The sequence below is a fragment of the Pseudomonas sp. TE50-2 genome (genome assembly GCF_040813665.1).
Classification (GTDB): Bacteria; Pseudomonadota; Gammaproteobacteria; order Pseudomonadales; family Pseudomonadaceae; genus Aquipseudomonas; species Aquipseudomonas soli.
Map to the genome: position 1 here is coordinate 356,185 of NZ_JBFNXN010000001.1, position 15,973 is coordinate 372,157.

General features: G+C 66.7%; 16 protein-coding genes. 12 read left to right on the forward strand and 4 right to left on the reverse strand.

The features are described 5' to 3' along the window. Positions 1-72 precede the first annotated feature (72 nt). Positions 73-690, forward strand: a complete 618-nt coding sequence (locus AAHK21_RS01515; protein ID WP_038705946.1) for a LysE family transporter — start codon at positions 73-75, stop codon at positions 688-690. A 3-nt stretch (positions 691-693) separates the two neighbouring features. On the opposite strand, the gene AAHK21_RS01520 is transcribed toward AAHK21_RS01515, so the two are convergent. Further along, positions 694-1,089: a hypothetical protein gene (locus AAHK21_RS01520; protein WP_046855898.1), complete on the reverse strand. Its 396-nt coding sequence runs from the start codon at positions 1,087-1,089 to the stop codon at positions 694-696. Between the two features lie 68 nt (positions 1,090-1,157). Next, positions 1,158-1,859 carry an NUDIX hydrolase gene (locus AAHK21_RS01525; protein WP_046855899.1) on the reverse strand — a complete coding sequence of 234 codons (702 nt, stop codon included), beginning with the start codon at positions 1,857-1,859 and terminating at the stop codon, positions 1,158-1,160. Between the two features lie 143 nt (positions 1,860-2,002). On the opposite strand from AAHK21_RS01525, the gene AAHK21_RS01530 reads away from it, so the two are divergent. The 5 genes from AAHK21_RS01530 to AAHK21_RS01550 all read left to right on the forward strand — a co-directional run bounded on the left by AAHK21_RS01530 (position 2,003) and on the right by AAHK21_RS01550 (position 7,374). Then, positions 2,003-2,653, forward strand: coding sequence for a nicotinamidase (locus AAHK21_RS01530; RefSeq protein ID WP_367856139.1), 651 nt, complete (start codon positions 2,003-2,005; stop codon positions 2,651-2,653). Next, positions 2,650-3,849, forward strand: coding sequence for a nicotinate phosphoribosyltransferase (pncB, locus tag AAHK21_RS01535; RefSeq protein WP_367856140.1), 1,200 nt, complete (start codon positions 2,650-2,652; stop codon positions 3,847-3,849). Before AAHK21_RS01530 ends, pncB begins: the two co-directional genes overlap by 4 nt. A gap of 155 nt (positions 3,850-4,004) precedes the next feature. Next, complete coding sequence (gene ppnN, locus AAHK21_RS01540) at positions 4,005-5,378, forward strand: nucleotide 5'-monophosphate nucleosidase PpnN (RefSeq protein WP_367856141.1); 1,374 nt, start codon at positions 4,005-4,007, stop codon at positions 5,376-5,378. 216 nt (positions 5,379-5,594) lie between these two features. After that, entirely contained in the window at positions 5,595-6,245 is a 651-nt protein-coding gene (locus tag AAHK21_RS01545) for a TIGR04211 family SH3 domain-containing protein (protein ID WP_367856142.1), read from the forward strand. Between the two features lie 118 nt (positions 6,246-6,363). Next, a complete protein-coding gene (locus tag AAHK21_RS01550) occupies positions 6,364-7,374 on the forward strand; it encodes a zinc-binding alcohol dehydrogenase family protein (protein ID WP_367856143.1) in 1,011 nt (336 codons plus the stop codon). A 51-nt stretch (positions 7,375-7,425) separates the two neighbouring features. Here the strand turns inward: AAHK21_RS01550 and AAHK21_RS01555 are convergent, their stop codons facing one another. Further along, complete coding sequence (locus AAHK21_RS01555) at positions 7,426-8,331, reverse strand: LysR family transcriptional regulator (protein ID WP_367856144.1); 906 nt, start codon at positions 8,329-8,331, stop codon at positions 7,426-7,428. After that, positions 8,328-9,290 carry a GlxA family transcriptional regulator gene (locus tag AAHK21_RS01560; RefSeq protein ID WP_139670826.1) on the reverse strand — a complete coding sequence of 321 codons (963 nt, stop codon included), beginning with the start codon at positions 9,288-9,290 and terminating at the stop codon, positions 8,328-8,330. The genes AAHK21_RS01555 and AAHK21_RS01560 overlap by 4 nt, the downstream gene beginning before the upstream one ends. A gap of 103 nt (positions 9,291-9,393) precedes the next feature. Here AAHK21_RS01560 and AAHK21_RS01565 point away from each other — a divergent pair, with 103 nt between their 5' ends. The 6 genes from AAHK21_RS01565 to AAHK21_RS01590 all read left to right on the forward strand — a co-directional run bounded on the left by AAHK21_RS01565 (position 9,394) and on the right by AAHK21_RS01590 (position 15,841). Then, entirely contained in the window at positions 9,394-10,182 is a 789-nt protein-coding gene (locus AAHK21_RS01565; protein ID WP_367856145.1) for an SDR family NAD(P)-dependent oxidoreductase, read from the forward strand. Between the two features lie 72 nt (positions 10,183-10,254). Further along, positions 10,255-11,475, forward strand: coding sequence for a M20/M25/M40 family metallo-hydrolase (locus AAHK21_RS01570; protein WP_367856146.1), 1,221 nt, complete (start codon positions 10,255-10,257; stop codon positions 11,473-11,475). A gap of 20 nt (positions 11,476-11,495) precedes the next feature. Continuing rightward, positions 11,496-12,995 (forward strand): glycolate oxidase subunit GlcD, encoded by a 1,500-nt coding sequence (gene glcD, locus AAHK21_RS01575; protein WP_367856147.1) that lies wholly within the window; start codon positions 11,496-11,498, stop codon positions 12,993-12,995. Continuing rightward, positions 12,995-14,041, forward strand: a complete 1,047-nt coding sequence (gene glcE, locus AAHK21_RS01580; protein ID WP_367856148.1) for a glycolate oxidase subunit GlcE — start codon at positions 12,995-12,997, stop codon at positions 14,039-14,041. Before glcD ends, glcE begins: the two co-directional genes overlap by 1 nt. Before the next feature lie 9 nt (positions 14,042-14,050). Then, positions 14,051-15,289: a glycolate oxidase subunit GlcF gene (gene glcF, locus AAHK21_RS01585; RefSeq protein ID WP_367856149.1), complete on the forward strand. Its 1,239-nt coding sequence runs from the start codon at positions 14,051-14,053 to the stop codon at positions 15,287-15,289. 213 nt (positions 15,290-15,502) lie between these two features. Beyond that, on the forward strand, positions 15,503-15,841 hold the full coding sequence (locus AAHK21_RS01590) for a hypothetical protein (RefSeq protein WP_046855914.1): 339 nt from the start codon (positions 15,503-15,505) through the stop codon (positions 15,839-15,841). Positions 15,842-15,973: the final 132 nt, after the last annotated feature.

Sequence of the window (15,973 nt, forward strand, 5' to 3'; positions counted from 1 at the left end):
GTGGCTTTGCAAACGCGGCGAATGATGGCATATATCGAAGTCCGCCTGCCCACCCCCCCCAGGAGAATCCCCATGCTCGGCGTGACCGACTACGGCGCTTTCGTGATCGCGTTCCTCATCCTCCTGGCGATCCCCGGGCCCGGCAACTTCGCCCTGATCACCGCCACCGGCAAGGGCGGCATCAAGGGCGGGCTGGCCGCCACCTTCGGGGTGATCCTCGGCGACCAGGTGCTGATGTGGCTGGCGGTGGCCGGCGTGGCCACCTTGCTGGCCACCTACCCCACCGCCTTCCACGTGGTGCAGTGGGCCGGCGCCGCCTACCTGGCCTGGCTCGGCCTGCGCATGGTGCTGAGCAAGCCCGGCGGCGCCCCGCGCGAGAGCCGCATGGCCAGCGGCCGCTACCTGCGCCAGACCATGATGATCACCCTGCTCAACCCCAAGGCGATCATGTTCTACATGGCGTTCTTCCCGTTGTTCATCGACCCGGTGCGCCACCAGGGCGTGGTCACCTTCGCCTTCATGGCGCTGACCGTGGCCGGGCTTACCTTGCTCTACGGCCTGATCGCGGTGTTCCTTACCCACCGACTGGCCGAGCGCATGCGCGCCAGCCCGCGCATCGCCAACCTGCTCGAACGCCTGGCCGGCGCCTGCCTGGTCGGCTTCGGCATCAAGCTGGCGGCGATGCGCTGAGGCTCAGGCGTCGCGCAGCAGGTCGTGGGCGTCGAGCAGGCGGAAGGCTACTTGCGGGTTGCGCTCGAGGCCCCGGCGGATCGCCGCGGGGATGGCTTGACGCGTCTTGCGGCACAGGCCCAACTGCGCCTCCAGTTCGATGACGATACCGCGCATGGTGCGCACTTCGTTGAAGCCCGGGGCGATGTGCACGCGGATGCCGAGCTGCTCGTAGAGGCGTGACTGCAGGCGCTGCAGGTCTTCAAGATCCCTGAGGTTCTCCAGGCGCTCGACCAGGCGCTTTTCCTCCTCGCGGGTGAGCAGCAGGATGCGCCGCTCGGGGCCGTCGGCCAGGCGTTCGCGGCCGCAGTCGCAGGCGCCTGGCGGACATGGGTGGCGCAAGGGAGGCAGGTTGGTCATGGGGGCAAGGATAGTCGCTACTCGACAACAGCAGGAAGTGGCCGTGACGCGATTGCGGCCTGTCCTGACTATCCTCCCGCCAGCAGGCTCCGGTCGAACATGAACGCCCCGCTCCCCTGCGGGGTATGCCGGTACAGTTGCTGTGGCCGTCCCAACCTGGGCTGGTTCTTCTCTCCGGTGTCTTGCACCCAACCTTCGCTCCGCATGCGCTCCAGGCGTTTGCGCAGCGAGGTGTTGTTCACCGGTTGCCCCAGGCACGCCTGAACTGCTGCCAGGGCTTCCAGCACGGTGAACCGCTCGGGTGCCAGATACAACGGCAGGTTGGTGTACACGGTCTTGGCCGCCAGCCGCTCATACGCGCGCTCGACCAGCAGGCGATGGTCGAACGGCAATGGTGGCTCATTGTCCAGGACGCCTTGCAGATCGAAAAAGGCAATCTGCGGATCCGCCACCACGACCGCAGGATCGAGCAACGCCAGATAGTAGGTGCTCAAGGTCCACCCCCGAGGATCGCGGGTCCCATTGCCCTCGGTGCCGACCTGCTCCAGGTGGCGTGGGTACACCTTGGCCTTTTCCGCAAGGGCCCGGCAGGCGGCAGCATCCAGGTTGTTGTCCGCAGTACTGCCATTGACGATGACGCCCGGCAAGGCCCACTGGCCCTTGTAGGGCATGCGTTGGCGCTGGTGCAGCAAGACCTGCAGGCGCTGACTTTCAGGCGTCAGGCGCAGGGCGACGATATCCACGCTGGCCAGGACTTCTGCGCTGCTCAAGATGGCACTCCATTTTCAAATACGCAAATATTCCACCAGGTCAATTAAGTTGGTCAAGCATAAATTTTTGTGGAGGATATGGCTTGACATACTTAATTCACCAGATGAAATATATAGCCACCCAAGCGAGAGGAGGCCTCCAAATGAACATTGCCAGCTTCGACGTCGATGCGCAGAACGGCTTCACCCCCAATGCCCCGCATGAGCTGCCCGTTCCCGACGGCCACCTGATCGCCCCCGCGCTCAACGCCATGGCCCGACGCGCCTCACTGCGTCTGGGCAGCAAGGACGCCCACCCGGCAAACGCCGCCTGGGTGGTCGCCGAATCCGCAAAGATGCTGCAACCCCTGGCCCTGGCCAACGCCGACCTGACCTGGGTCAGCCACTGCGTCCCCGGCACGCCCGGCTTCGAACTGCTCCCCGGCCTGCCCGCTCCCATCGACTACGACTACTTTGTCTGGAAAGGTGTCGAACCCGACCTGCACCCCTACGGCGCTTGCTACCACGACCTGGCCGAACGCCGCTCCACCGGTGTCATCGAGTTCCTCAAGGTGCAACAGGTACAGGCGATCATCGTTGGCGGCCTGGCGCTGGACTACTGCGTGCGCACCACCGCCCTGCAACTGCGCCGCGCCGGTTTCGAGGTGTTGTTGTACCTGCCGGCCTGCCGCGCACTGAGCGCTGAGGGCGCACAGGCTGCCTGCACTGCAATGGCCAATGCCGGCATCCACTTGTGCGGCGACGAACAGGCTCTAGACGACCAGCTCACCGCCCTCAAGGAGGCTCGCCCATGAGCGACAGCGTTTTCGGCCCACGGATCATCCAGAACCTGCTGGACACCGACTTCTACAAGATCACCATGATGCAGGCGGTGCTGCACAACTACCCCAACGCCGAGGTGGAATGGGAGTTCCGCTGCCGCAACAACGAGGACCTGGCGCCCTACCTCGCCGAGATCCGCTACCAGGTCGAGCAGTTGGCCGACGTGTCGATCACCCACGACCAGTTGGCCTACCTGGAAAAGATTCCGTTCATCAAGCCAGACTTCATCCGCTTCCTCAGCCTGTTCCGCTTCAACCTGCGTTATGTGCAGATGGGCCTGGACGACGCCGGGCAGCTGGCGATCCGCCTGCGCGGCCCCTGGTTGCACGTGATCCTGTTCGAGATCCCGCTGCTGGCGATCATCAGTGAAGTACGCAACCGCTATCGCTACCGCGAGGTGGTGATCGAACAGGTCGGCGAGCGCCTCTACCAGAAGCTCGACTGGCTCAAGGCCGAAGCCAGCGGCGACGAGCTGGCCGGCCTGCAGCTGGCCGACTTCGGCACCCGCCGGCGTTTCTCCTACCGGGTGCAGGAAGAGGTGGTGCACATCCTCAAGCGCGACTTCCCCGGGCGCTTCGTCGGCACCAGCAACGTGCACCTGGCTCGCGAGTACCAGGTCAAACCCATCGGCACCATGGCCCACGAATGGTTCATGGCCCACCAGCAGCTCGGCCCGCGCCTGGTCGACAGCCAGGCCGCCGCCCTCGAGTGCTGGGTGCGCGAGTACCGTGGCCAGCTTGGCATCGCCCTGACCGATTGCATCGGCATGGACGCGTTCATGAAGGACTTCGACCTGTACTTCGCCAAGCTCTTCGATGGCCTGCGCCATGACTCGGGCGAACCGCTGGCCTGGGCCGAAAAAGCCATTGCCCACTACCAGCGGCTGGGCATCGACCCACAGGGCAAGACCCTGATTTTCTCCGACGGGCTGGACTTCGAGAAGATGCTGACGCTCTACCGCGCCCTGCACGGGCGAATCAACGTCAGCTTCGGTATCGGCACCAATCTGACCTGCGACATTCCCGGCGTCACGCCGATGAACATGGTGATCAAGATGACCGCCTGCAACGGCGCGCCAGTGGCGAAGATTTCCGACAGCCCGGGCAAGACCCAGTGCCGGGACGAGAACTTCGTGGCGTACCTGCGGCATGTGTTCAACGTCCAATAACCCCGGGGCTGCCATGCAGCCCTTTCGCCGGCAAGCCGGCTCCCACAGGCTAGGCACTGCGGTCCAAGGTTTTTCACCAAGGCCCTCGTTGCCACGCACATTTGCTTGTATGGTGTTGTCAAAGAAGGATGTTTTACCCGCACAGGAAAGACCAGATGCCCCAACGCAATGTCATCAACGCCTCCGTCAGCCCCAAGGGCAGCCTGGAGACGCTGTCGCAACGTGAAGTCCAGCAACTGAGCGAAGTCGGTACCGGCAGCCTCTACACCCTGTTCCGCCAGTGCGCCCTGGCCATCCTCAACACCGGCGCCCATGTCGACAATGCCAAGACCATCCTCGAGGCCTACAAGGACTTCGAGGTGCGCATCCACCAGCAGGACCGCGGCGTGCGCCTGGAGCTGCTCAACGCCCCGGCCGACGCCTTCGTCGATGGCGAGATGATCGCCAGTACCCGAGAGATGCTGTTCAGCGCCCTGCGCGACATCGTCTACACCGAGAGTGAACTGGCCAGCCAGCGCATCGACCTGGAAAGCTCGCAAGGCATCACCGACTACGTCTTCCACCTGCTGCGCAACGCCCGCACCCTGCGCCCCGGTGTCGAGCCGAAGATGGTGGTGTGCTGGGGCGGCCACTCGATCAGCACCGAGGAATACCAGTACACCAAGAAGGTCGGCCACGAGCTGGGCCTGCGCAAGCTGGACGTCTGCACCGGCTGCGGCCCGGGCGTGATGAAAGGGCCGATGAAGGGCGCCACCATCGCCCATGCCAAGCAGCGCATGCACGGCAGCCGCTACCTGGGCCTGACCGAGCCGGGCATCATCGCCGCCGAGGCGCCCAACCCGATCGTCAACGAGCTGGTGATCCTGCCGGACATCGAGAAGCGTCTTGAAGCCTTCGTGCGTGTCGGCCACGGCATCATCATCTTCCCCGGCGGCGCCGGTACCGCCGAGGAGTTCCTCTACCTGCTCGGCATCCTCATGCACCCAGACAACGAGGGCCTGCCGTTCCCGGTGGTGCTCACCGGGCCGCGCAGCGCCGAGCCGTTCCTGCTGCAGTTGCATGCCTTCGTCGGCGCCACCCTCGGCGAGGCGGCGCAGCGCCACTACCAGATCATCATCGACGACCCGGCCGAAGTGGCGCGGCAGATGGTCGAGGGGCTGAAGGCAGTCAAGCAGTTCCGCCGCGAGCGCAACGACGCCTTCCACTTCAACTGGCTGCTGAAGATCGACGAAGGCTTCCAGCGCCCGTTCGACCCGACCCACGAGAACATGGCCAACCTGGCCCTGCGCCGCGACTTGCCGCCCCATGAGCTGGCGGCCAACCTGCGCCGGGCGTTCTCGGGGGTGGTTGCCGGCAACGTCAAGGACAAGGGCATCCGCCTGATCGAGGAGCACGGGCCTTACCAGATCCGCGGCGATGCAGCGATCCTCGACCCGCTCGGGCGCCTGCTGCAGGCGTTCGTCGACCAGCACCGCATGAAGTTGCCCGGTGGGGCGGCGTATGTGCCGTGCTATGAAGTAGTGGCCTGAGGGCACTGGGGGCCGCTTTGCGGCCCTTTCGCCGGCGAACTGGCGCCCACAGCAGCCAATAACTCCTGGTTTTTCGCAATATTTTGCAGATATTTCCTGCGGCAGGTGGTGAACCTGCCCACAAAAAAACGGTCTTTCGCTGACGGTCAATCCACCCGACCGGATCGCCGGCCCAGTCATCGGGCCTTCATTCGTCCTGTTTCAGCGAAGACCAGCATGCCAGACATCCAGCCCGCTTCCCCTGCCCTCACCGCCCTGCGCGGTGGCCTGATCGCCGCCCTGATCGCCCTCGCCGCCCCGGCCCACGCCGAAGAGCCGGCCACTGATGCGCGTTGGGTCAGTGACAGCCTGGCCACTTACGTACGCAGCGGCCCCACCGATGGCCACCGCATCGTCGGCACGCTCAAGTCCGGGCAAAAGGTCACTTTGGTCACAAGCCAGGGCAACTACAGCCAGGTACGCGGGCAGAGCGGCGACCTGGTGTGGATCCTCACCAGCGACCTGCAGGCGGTGCCCGGCCAGAGCGAGCGCCTGCCGCAGCTCGACGCCCAGGTGGCCGAACTGTCCGGCCAGCTCAAGACCATCGACGACAGCTGGAAGAACCGCGTGCAGGGCATGCAGGAGACCCTCGACTCGCGCAAGGCGCTGATCGACGAGCTGGAAACCCGCAACAAGGCACTCAACGAGCAGCTCGAACAGAGCCAGTCGAGCCTGCGCGACACCCAGGCGCGCCTGGGTGACGAGAACAAGCAGGTGATGATGCGCTACATGGTGTATGGCGGCAGCATCGCCGGTGCCGGGCTGCTGGCGGGGCTGATCCTGCCGGCGCTGACCCGTGGGCGCAAACGCAACGATCGCTGGTTCTGACCAGCATGGCCGCTACATTTTCAAGAGAATGCTGAAACTGTTCCCGTGATTACGATGTTTTTGCGATAAATCTTGCAGGCTAAGGTTGCCCTACCTACCACTCAGGGACCCTGATGCCATGAAAGCCATCGTCTTCACCCAACACGGCCTGCCACTGACCGACCCGGCCTCGCTCTACGACAGCGACCTGCCCGCGCCTGTCCCCGGCCCACGCGATCTGCTGGTGGAAGTCCGCGCCATCGCGGTCAACCCGGTCGACACCAAGGTCCGCGCCGGCAGCGGCAGCACCGGCCAACCCAAGGTGCTGGGCTGGGACGCGGTCGGCGTGGTGCGCGCCATCGGTGAACAGGTGACCCTGTTCCAGCCCGGCGACGAGGTCTTCTATGCCGGCGCCATCGACCGCCCCGGCAGCTACAGCGAACTGCACCTGGTCGATGAACGTATCGTCGGCCACAAGCCACGCAGCCTGGACAATGCCAGCGCCGCTGCCCTGCCGCTGACCTCGATCACCGCCTGGGAGCTGCTGTTCGACCGCCTGGGCGTGCGCGAAGGCGGCGGCGAAGGGCAAAGCCTGCTGATCGTCGGCGCCGGCGGTGGCGTGGGTTCGATCCTCACCCAGCTGGCGCGCCGGCTCACCAACCTTACCGTGATCGGCACCGCCTCGCGCCCTGAAACCCAGGCCTGGGTACGCCAACTCGGCGCCCACCAGGTGATCGATCACAACCAGCCGCTGGCCCCCCAGCTGGAGGCCGTGGGCATTGGCCAGGTGGACCTGGTGATCAGCCTGACCCACACCGACCGCCACTTCGCGCAGTTGGTCGAGGTGCTGCGCCCACAAGGCCGCCTGGCACTGATCGACGACCCGGCCAGCCTCGATGTGGTGCCGCTCAAGCGCAAGTCGCTGTCGTTGCATTGGGAGCTGATGTTCACCCGTTCGCTGTACCAGACCGCCGACATGATCAAGCAGCACGAACTGCTGGAGCGAATCGCCGGGCTGGTCGATGAAGGCGTGATCAAGACCACGCTGGGCGAGCATTTCGGTGCGATCAACGCGGCCAACCTGCGCCGCGCCCACGAGCTGATCGAAAGCGGCAAGGCAAAGGGCAAGGTTGTACTGGAAGGTTTCTAGATTTCCGAGGGGCCAGGCAGCGGCACTACGCCGCTCCTGCAGATTACTCACCTAACCCAACTCGGCAAACCTCTCCCGCAGGAAGCCCCGCAACCGCTGGATCGCCGGCGACACTGCCTGGCGGTGCACGCACACCAGTTGCAGCGGCGCCGCCTGGCCGCATTCCGATGGGAACAGCTCCACCAGCCGCCCGGCCCGCACATCGGCCAGCACATCCAGCCGCGACTTGTAGACGATCCCCAGCCCCGCCACCGCCCAGCGGCGGACCACATCGGCATCGTCACTGGTGCGATCACCCGAAACGCTCACCGTCCTCATCCCTTCCGGCAGGTGGAAGCCCCAGCGTTCGTGGGTCTGCTCGCCCATCACGTAGCGCAGGCAGTTGTGCCCGGCCAGTTCCTCCGGGGTGCGCGGCGCGCCATGGCGGGCGATGTAGCTCGGCGCGGCGCACAGCGTGCGGCGGTTATCCGGGGCCAGGGGCAGCGCCACCAGACCCGAATCGGCCAACTGGCCATAGCGGATACTGGCATCCAGGCGATCCCCCACCATGTCCGCCACCTGATCGCTCAGGCGCAGTTGCAGGCTGATGCTTGGGTGCTGCAACTGGAACTCGTCGAGCCAGGGCAGCAGCACATTTCGCCCCAGGTCCGAGGGCATCGACAGACGCAGCACCCCGCCGATCTCTTCGCGCCCTTGCTCCAGGGCCATTTCGCCCTCCACCAGTGCCTCGAGCACCTGGCGCGCATGGGGCAGGTAGCGTTGGCCTTCATCCGACAGACGCAGGCGCCGGGTCGAACGCACCAGCAGGCGGAACCCCAGGCTGCGCTCCAGGCGTTGCACCGCACCGCTGGCCAGGGCCGGCGAGATGTCCAGCTGGCGCGCCGCCGCAGAGAAACTGCCGGTTGCCACGGTACTGACGAACACCTGCAGGTCGTCCATGCGCACGAGTTTCTTCATGCCGGCACCTCGCTGTCCAGGCGCCGCGCATCGCGGCGCACGGCCTGCGGCGGGATGCCGAAGCCGCGCAGGAACGCCTCGCGCAGATGCCGACGATCGCGAAAACCGGTCTCGCGAGCTACCACATCAAGGCTGTGGCGGCTCTGTTCGATCAGCAGCCGCGCCGCCTCCAGGCGCAGACGCTCGATGGCCTTGGCCGGCGATTCACCGGTCTCGGCGCTGAACACGCGACTGAACTGACGCGGGCTCAGGTGTGCCACCTCGGCCAGCGTTTCGACGGTCAGGGGCTGCCCCAGGTGCCCGCGCACATGCTCCAGCGCCGCCTGGATACGGTCCGAGCGCGGCGCCATGGCCAACAGCTGCGAATGTTGCGATTGCCCGCCCGAACGGCGCTGGTGCATCACCAGGCGATGGGCCACGCCCCGGGCGATCTCGGCGCCCAGGTCCTGCTCGACCATGCCCAGGGCCATGTCGATGCAGGCGGTCATGCCGGCCGAGGTCCACAGGTTGCCATCGGCGATGAAGATGCGGTCTTCCTCCAGCTGGATGCGCGGGAACATCTCGCGGAACTCACGGGCAAAGGCCCAGTGGGTGGTGGCGCGGCGCCCGTCGAGCAGGCCGGCCTGCGCCAGTATGAAAGCCCCGGTGCAGATGCCCGCCGTGCGCCGGGCCTGGCCGCCGAGGCGCCGCACCAGCGCAACCGACTCGGGTGTAGGCGGTAAGTCGACCGGCGACAAGGTGCCCGCCACCAGCCAGGTATCGGCATGGCTCGGCGACCCTACCGCCTGGGTGTCGAGCACCAGGCCCAGAGACGAACGCAGCGGGCCGCCAGCGACACTGAAGTTGCCCAAGGCGTAGACCGGCCGCCCGGCCAGCAGGTTGGCGAATTCGAACACCGACTGCGAAGCCAGCGCCATCACCTGGAAACCTTCGCACAACAGATAACCGACCCGATGCATGGGTACACTCCGGAGCATGTCTCGAATACGTACTATATGCGTCATTTGCGCCAACGGCAAAGCCTAGCATCATGGCCTCACCCCAACCCACGGAGTCACAACCATGAGCTCGAAAGGCACCGCACTCATCACTGGCGCATCCACCGGCATCGGTGCTGTGTACGCCGAACAGCTGGCCCGCCGTGGCCACGACCTGATCCTGGTGGCGCGCAACCGCGAACGCCTCAACGCGCAGGCTGAGCGCCTCACCACCCTGACCGGCCGCAGCGTCGAGGTACTGCCGGCGGACCTGGCCGATGCCCGGGACCTGGCATCCATCGAAGCGCGCCTGCGCGAGGATGCCAGCATCGACCTGCTGGTCAACAATGCCGGGGTCGGCACCCACACCCCGCTGCTGGACAGCGACGTGGAGCAGATGAGCCGGATGATCGCCCTCAACGTCACCGCCCTCACCCGCCTGACCTACGCGGCGGTACCCGGTTTCGTCACCCGCGGGCGCGGCGCGGTGATCAACATCTCGTCGGTGGTGAGCCTGGCGCCCGAACTGCTGAATGGCGTGTATGGCGCGAGCAAGGCCTATGTCACCGCCTTCAGCCAGTCGCTGCACAAGGAGCTGGCCGGCAGCGGCGTGCAGGTCCAGGCCGTGCTGCCCGGCGCCACCGCCACGGACTTCTGGGCCATCGGCGGGCTGCCGGTGGAAAACCTCGACCCGGCTATCGTGATGACGGCGCAGGACCTGGTCGAGGCAGCGCTGCAGGACTTCGATGCGCAGCGGTTGATCTCGATCCCGTCACTGCATGAGTTCGAGCGCTACGAAGCCTTTGAAAATGCCCGCCTGGGCCTGGCCGGGCAGTTGTCAAACCAGCGCCTGGCGCATCGTTACGGTCTGTAGACACCACGGCTCGGGCGGCCATTCATCGGGTAGGGTCTACGCTGAAGGGTTCATGACAACGAGACCCTGCCCATGCATCTGCGACTTTGCACTCTGGCCCTCGCCCTCACCTGCGCCACCGCCCAGGCCGCCGAGCCCACGCCCCAGGAGCTGTACAGCCAGGCCCAGGCCGAACAGCCGCACTACCTGGAAACCCTCAAGTCCCTGGTTTCGGTAGACACCGGCACCGGTACCGAGGCGGGCCTGAAACAGGTCGGCGCCGAGCTGGTGAAACGCCTTGAGGCCCTCGGCGCCAAGGTCACCACGCAACCGGCCACGCCGTCGGTGGGCGACAACATCGTCGGCACCTTCAAGGGCACCGGCGACAAGGACTTCCTGCTGATGGTCCACTACGACACGGTGTTCGGCCCCGGTACCGTGGCCAAGCGCCCGTTCCGTATCGAAGGCGAGCGCGCCTATGGCCCTGGCGTGGCCGATGCCAAGGGCGGCGTGGCGATGATCCTGCATGCGCTGAAGCTGCTGCAGGACCAACAGTACAAGGGCTATCGCACCCTCACCGTGCTGTTCAACCCGGATGAGGAAATGGGCTCGGCAGGCTCCAGGCAGCTTATCGCCGAGCTGGCGCGCAAGCATGACTTCGTCTTTTCCTACGAGCCACCGGACAAGGACGCGGTGACCGTGGCCACCAACGGCATCAACCGCCTGAAACTCACTGTGAACGGCCGCGCCTCCCACGCCGGCTCCGCGCCCGAGGCCGGGCGCAACGCGCTGATCGAGCTGGCGCACCAGTTGCTGCAATTGAATGCCCTCGGCGACAAGGACAAAGGCACCACCGTCAACTGGACCCTGGCCAAGGCCGGAGAGAAGGCCAACATCATCCCTGCCCTGGCCAGCGCCGAGGCCGACATGCGTTATTCCGACCTGAGCGAGACCGAGCGGGTGCAGGAGGATGCCTTGCGGATCATCAAGAAGCAGTTGGTCGCCGATACCCAGGTCGAGCTGGTCATGGAAAAAGGCCGTCCGCCTCTGGCGAAGAACGACGCCTCCACGCAGCTTGCACAAACTGCGCGGCAGCTCTACAGCAAGATCGACCGGCAACTGCAGCCCATCGCCATGCGCTTCGGCACCGACGCCGGCTATGCCTACGTGCCCGACAGCGACAAGCCTGCGGTGCTGGAGACCCTGGGCGTGGTCGGCGCCGGCCTGCATGGCGACGACGAGTACATGGAGATCGCCAGCGTGGCGCCGCGCCTGTACCTGACGGTGGCAATGATCAGGCAACTGGCGCAGTAGGCCACTGCGCAGGAGCGCCCATGAACATCCTCTACGACGAACGTGTCGACGGCCCGCTGCCGCTCGTGGACAAGCCGGCGCTGCTGGCCGCCCTGCGCGAGGCCCTCCCCGACCTGGATATCCTGCACCGCAGTGAAGACCTCAAGCCCTATGAATGCGACGGCCTCTCGGCCTACCGCACCCTGCCCCTGCTGGTGGCACTGCCCGAGCGGCTGGAGCAGGTGCAGGCGCTGCTGCGGCTCTGCCATCAGCGCGGCGTGCCGGTGGTAGCACGGGGCGCCGGCACCGGCCTGTCGGGCGGCGCGTTGCCGCTGAACCAGGGCATCCTGCTGGTGATGGCGCGCTTCAACCGCATCCTCGAAGTCAACCCGCAAGGCCGCTTCGCCAGGGTCCAGCCCGGCGTGCGCAACCTGGCGATTTCCCAGGCGGCGGCCCCCCACGGCTTGTACTACGCGCCGGACCCTTCCTCGCAGATCGCCTGCTCGATCGGCGGCAATGTCGCCGAGAACGCCGGCGGCGTGCATTGCCTGAAGTACGGGCTGACCGTGCACAACCTCCTGAAAGTGGAGATCCTCACCGTCGAGGGCGAGCGCCTGACCCTCGGAAGTGACGCCCTGGACAGCCCCGGCTTCGACCTGCTGGCGCTGTTCACCGGCTCCGAGGGTATGCTCGGCATCGTCACCGAGGTCACCGTCAAGCTGCTGCCCAGGCCACAGGTAGCGCGGGTGCTGCTTGCCAGCTTCGCCAGCGTCGAGGACGCCGGGCGCGCGGTGGCCGATATCATCGCCGCCGGGATCATCCCGGCAGGCCTCGAGATGATGGACAACCTGGCGATCCGCGCCGCCGAGGCCTTCATTCACGCCGGCTACCCGGTGGACGCGGCGGCGATCCTGCTGTGCGAACTGGACGGGGTCGAGGCCGATGTGCACGACGACTGCGCCCGCGTCGATGCCGTGTTGCGCCAGGCCGGTGCCCGCGAGGTGCGCCTGGCCTGCGACGAAGCCGAGCGCGTGCGCTTCTGGGCCGGGCGCAAGAACGCCTTCCCGGCGGTGGGGCGTATTTCGCCGGACTACTACTGCATGGACGGCACCATCCCGCGGCGCGAGCTGCCGCGGGTGCTCGCTGGCATCAGCCAACTGTCCGAGACATACGGCCTGCGGGTCGCCAACGTGTTCCATGCCGGCGACGGCAACATGCACCCGCTGATCCTGTTCGACGCCAACCTGCCCGGCGAGCTGGAACGCGCCGAAGCCCTCGGTGGCCGGATCCTCGAGCTGTGCGTGGCGGTGGGCGGCAGCATCACCGGCGAGCACGGCGTGGGCCGGGAGAAGATCAACCAGATGTGCGCCCAGTTCAACAGCGACGAGATCACCCTGTTCCACGCGGTCAAGGCCGCCTTCGACCCACGGGGTCTGCTCAACCCGGGCAAGAACATCCCCACCCTGCAGCGCTGCGCCGAGTTCGGCGCGCTGCATGTGCACCATGGGCAGTTGCCCTTCCCCGACCTGGAGCGCTTCTGATGGGCACGGATCTCAGCCAGCAGCTGCTGGAGCAGGTCAGCCAGGCGTTGCGCCAGGGCACCGCGCTGCGCATCCAGGGCGGCAACAGCAAGGCCATGCTTGGCCGCCCGGTGACCGGCGAGCTGGTCGATACCCGTGGGCACCGCGGTATCGTCAGCTATGACCCCACCGAACTGGTGCTCACCGCCCGCGCCGGCACGCCACTGCGCGAGATCGAGGCGACGCTGGGCGAGGCCGGGCAGATGCTGCCTTGCGAGCCGCCGCACCTGGGGCCCGAGGCGACGCTGGGCGGCATGGTCGCCGCCGGGCTTTCGGGGCCGCGCCGGCCCTGGGCAGGCGCGGTGCGCGACTATGTGCTGGGCACCCGACTGATCACCGGCCACGGCAAGCACCTGCGCTTTGGCGGCGAGGTGATGAAGAATGTCGCCGGCTTCGACGTATCGCGGCTGATGGCGGGCAGCTTCGGCTGCCTGGGGCTGCTCACCGAGGTTTCGTTGAAGGTGCTGCCCAGGCCGCGCCAGTGCCTGGGCCTGCGCCTGGAAATGGATGCCCGCCAGGCACTGGCCAGGTTGGCCGAATGGGGCCAGCAGCCATTGCCGATCAGCGCCGCCAGCCACGATGGCGAGGCGCTGCACCTGCGCCTGGAGGGCGGCGAAGGCTCGGTGCGCTCGGCCCGCGAGCGCCTGGGCGGCGAGGTATTCGACCCGCGCTACTGGAGCGACCTGCGCGAGCAACGCCTGGCGTTCTTCAGCGCGCCGGCCACGCTCTGGCGGCTGTCCCTGCCCATCACCTGCGGCGTGCTCGACCTGCCCGGGCAGCAACTGATCGACTGGGGCGGCGCCCAACGCTGGCTCAAGTCCGAGGCGCCGGCGGCCACCCTGCGCGCCCTGGTGGCCGAAGCCGGCGGCCATGCCACCGCCTACGCGCCCGGCGACGACAGCAGCGCGCCACTGGACCCGATGACGCTGCGCTACCACCAGGCGCTGAAGCGCCAACTCGACCCCCAGGGCATCTTCAACCCTGGCCGCCTGTACGTACACTTGTGAGGCCGCGGCATGCAAACCCGACTGAGTGACTCCGCCCGCCAGCTGGCCCGCGCCGACGAGGCCGAGCGTATCCTGCGGTCTTGCGTGCACTGCGGCTTCTGCACCGCCACCTGCCCAACTTACCAGTTGCTCGGCGACGAGCTGGACGGCCCACGCGGGCGCATCTACCTGATCAAGCAGGTACTCGAAGGCGAACCGGTCAGCGCCAGCACCCAGACGCATCTGGACCGTTGCCTGAGCTGTCGCAATTGCGAGACCAGCTGTCCCTCCGGGGTGCAGTACCATAACCTGCTCGACATCGGTCGCGCCGTGGTCGACCGCCAGGTGCCGCGGCCTTTGGCCCAGCGCCTGCTACGCAGTGGCTTGCGTGCGGTAGTGCCGAGGCCGGCGCTGTTCAGGGCCCTGCTGCACAGCGGCCTTGCCTTGCGCCCCCTGCTTGCGGCCAACCTCAAGGCCAAGCTGCCGCCGCGGATCGCCGCCGCCGGCCAGCGCCCGTCAGCGGGGCACGCTCGCCGCGTGTTGCTGCTTGAAGGTTGCGTGCAGCAGGCGCTCTCACCCAATACCAACGCCGCCACCGCACGCCTGCTCGACCGCCTCGGCATCAGTGTCGAACCGATAGCCGAGGCCGGTTGCTGCGGCGCCGTGGACTATCACCTGAATGCCCAGGCGCGCGGCCTGGAGCGTGCCCGACACAACATCGACGCCTGGTGGCCGGCCATCGAGGCCGGCGCCGAGGCCATCGTGCAGACCGCCAGCGGCTGCGGCGCATTCGTGCACGACTATGGCCACCTGCTCGAAGACGACCCGCGTTACGCCGCCAAGGCCGCCAAGGTCAGCGCACTGTCCCGTGACCTGGTGCAGGTGCTGCAGGCCGAGCCGCTCGAACACCTGGGGCTGTGCGCCGAGCAGCGCCTGGCCTTCCACTGCCCCTGCACCCTGCAGCACGCCCTCAAGCTCGGCGGCGCGGTGGAAGGCCTGCTGACGCGCCTGGGCTTTCACCTCACCCCGGTGCCCGATGGCCACCTGTGCTGCGGCTCGGCCGGCACCTACTCGCTGACCCAGCCGACGCTGGCGCGGCAACTGCGCGATGAGCGTATCCATGCCCTGGAAAGCGGCAGCCCACAGGTCATTGCCACGGCCAACATCGGTTGCCAGGTGCACCTTGCAAGCGCCGGGCGAACACCGGTGCGGCACTGGGTCGAGATCGTCGAGGCGGCGCTCGATGCCAAGCGCACCGCAACGCTGTAGCCCGTCTGACTGGGCATGAACGGCCTCGGCAACAGGTGCTGGAGCTGACGCGGATCAAAGCGATGTTCAACCTCCTGCCTGTATTTTCGGAACCCTCCTACCGAAAGCAAGGACGCTTCTTGATTGTTGCCACATCCGCGGCGAAACATCATCCGACCTGGAGACGTTACGGCCGCCCCGGCGCGGCCAACCCCATCCAGACGAGGCCATGCCATGCCCACACACGACCGCCCTACCCGCGAACTGCGCCATACCCTGCGCCAGTTGCTGGCCCATGAAGTCAGCAACCCCGACGACAACCCACACCTGTCCGGTGTGCGCTTCTTCTGCGCCACCGACGAGCACACCCGCCAACTGATCGAGCGCGTCGAACTGCTCGCCAGCGAGGCCTTCTTCGACGCCAAGGGCCGCGCCATCCCCGCCCGCATGCGCGAGGCCACGGTGGATGGCGTATGCATCAAGCAGAAACGCAAGGCCTGCGACGACGAAACGGTGATCCGCATCGCGCTGCCCGCAAAAGGCTACATCACCATCAGTACCGCCCGACTTTGATCGCCTGTATGCGCCTCATCGCTGGCAAGCCAGCTCCCACAAGGAAGGCACCGGGCTCGAGGTCGGCGCGGTCGGTGTGGGAGCCGGCTTGCCGGCGATGGGCCGCAAAGCGACCCTACTTGCAGCCACCGC

Coding starts and splice junctions, on each gene's coding strand:
- AAHK21_RS01515 (WP_038705946.1), top strand. CDS start 73: ATGCTCGGCGTGACCGACTACGGCGCTTTCGTGATCGCGTTCCTCATC.
- AAHK21_RS01520 (WP_046855898.1), bottom strand. CDS start 1,089: ATGACCAACCTGCCTCCCTTGCGCCACCCATGTCCGCCAGGCGCCTGC.
- AAHK21_RS01530 (WP_367856139.1), top strand. CDS start 2,003: ATGAACATTGCCAGCTTCGACGTCGATGCGCAGAACGGCTTCACCCCC.
- pncB (WP_367856140.1), top strand. CDS start 2,650: ATGAGCGACAGCGTTTTCGGCCCACGGATCATCCAGAACCTGCTGGAC.
- ppnN (WP_367856141.1), top strand. CDS start 4,005: ATGCCCCAACGCAATGTCATCAACGCCTCCGTCAGCCCCAAGGGCAGC.
- AAHK21_RS01545 (WP_367856142.1), top strand. CDS start 5,595: ATGCCAGACATCCAGCCCGCTTCCCCTGCCCTCACCGCCCTGCGCGGT.
- AAHK21_RS01550 (WP_367856143.1), top strand. CDS start 6,364: ATGAAAGCCATCGTCTTCACCCAACACGGCCTGCCACTGACCGACCCG.
- AAHK21_RS01555 (WP_367856144.1), bottom strand. CDS start 8,331: ATGAAGAAACTCGTGCGCATGGACGACCTGCAGGTGTTCGTCAGTACC.
- AAHK21_RS01560 (WP_139670826.1), bottom strand. CDS start 9,290: ATGCATCGGGTCGGTTATCTGTTGTGCGAAGGTTTCCAGGTGATGGCG.
- AAHK21_RS01565 (WP_367856145.1), top strand. CDS start 9,394: ATGAGCTCGAAAGGCACCGCACTCATCACTGGCGCATCCACCGGCATC.
- AAHK21_RS01570 (WP_367856146.1), top strand. CDS start 10,255: ATGCATCTGCGACTTTGCACTCTGGCCCTCGCCCTCACCTGCGCCACC.
- glcD (WP_367856147.1), top strand. CDS start 11,496: ATGAACATCCTCTACGACGAACGTGTCGACGGCCCGCTGCCGCTCGTG.
- glcE (WP_367856148.1), top strand. CDS start 12,995: ATGGGCACGGATCTCAGCCAGCAGCTGCTGGAGCAGGTCAGCCAGGCG.
- glcF (WP_367856149.1), top strand. CDS start 14,051: ATGCAAACCCGACTGAGTGACTCCGCCCGCCAGCTGGCCCGCGCCGAC.
- AAHK21_RS01590 (WP_046855914.1), top strand. CDS start 15,503: ATGCCCACACACGACCGCCCTACCCGCGAACTGCGCCATACCCTGCGC.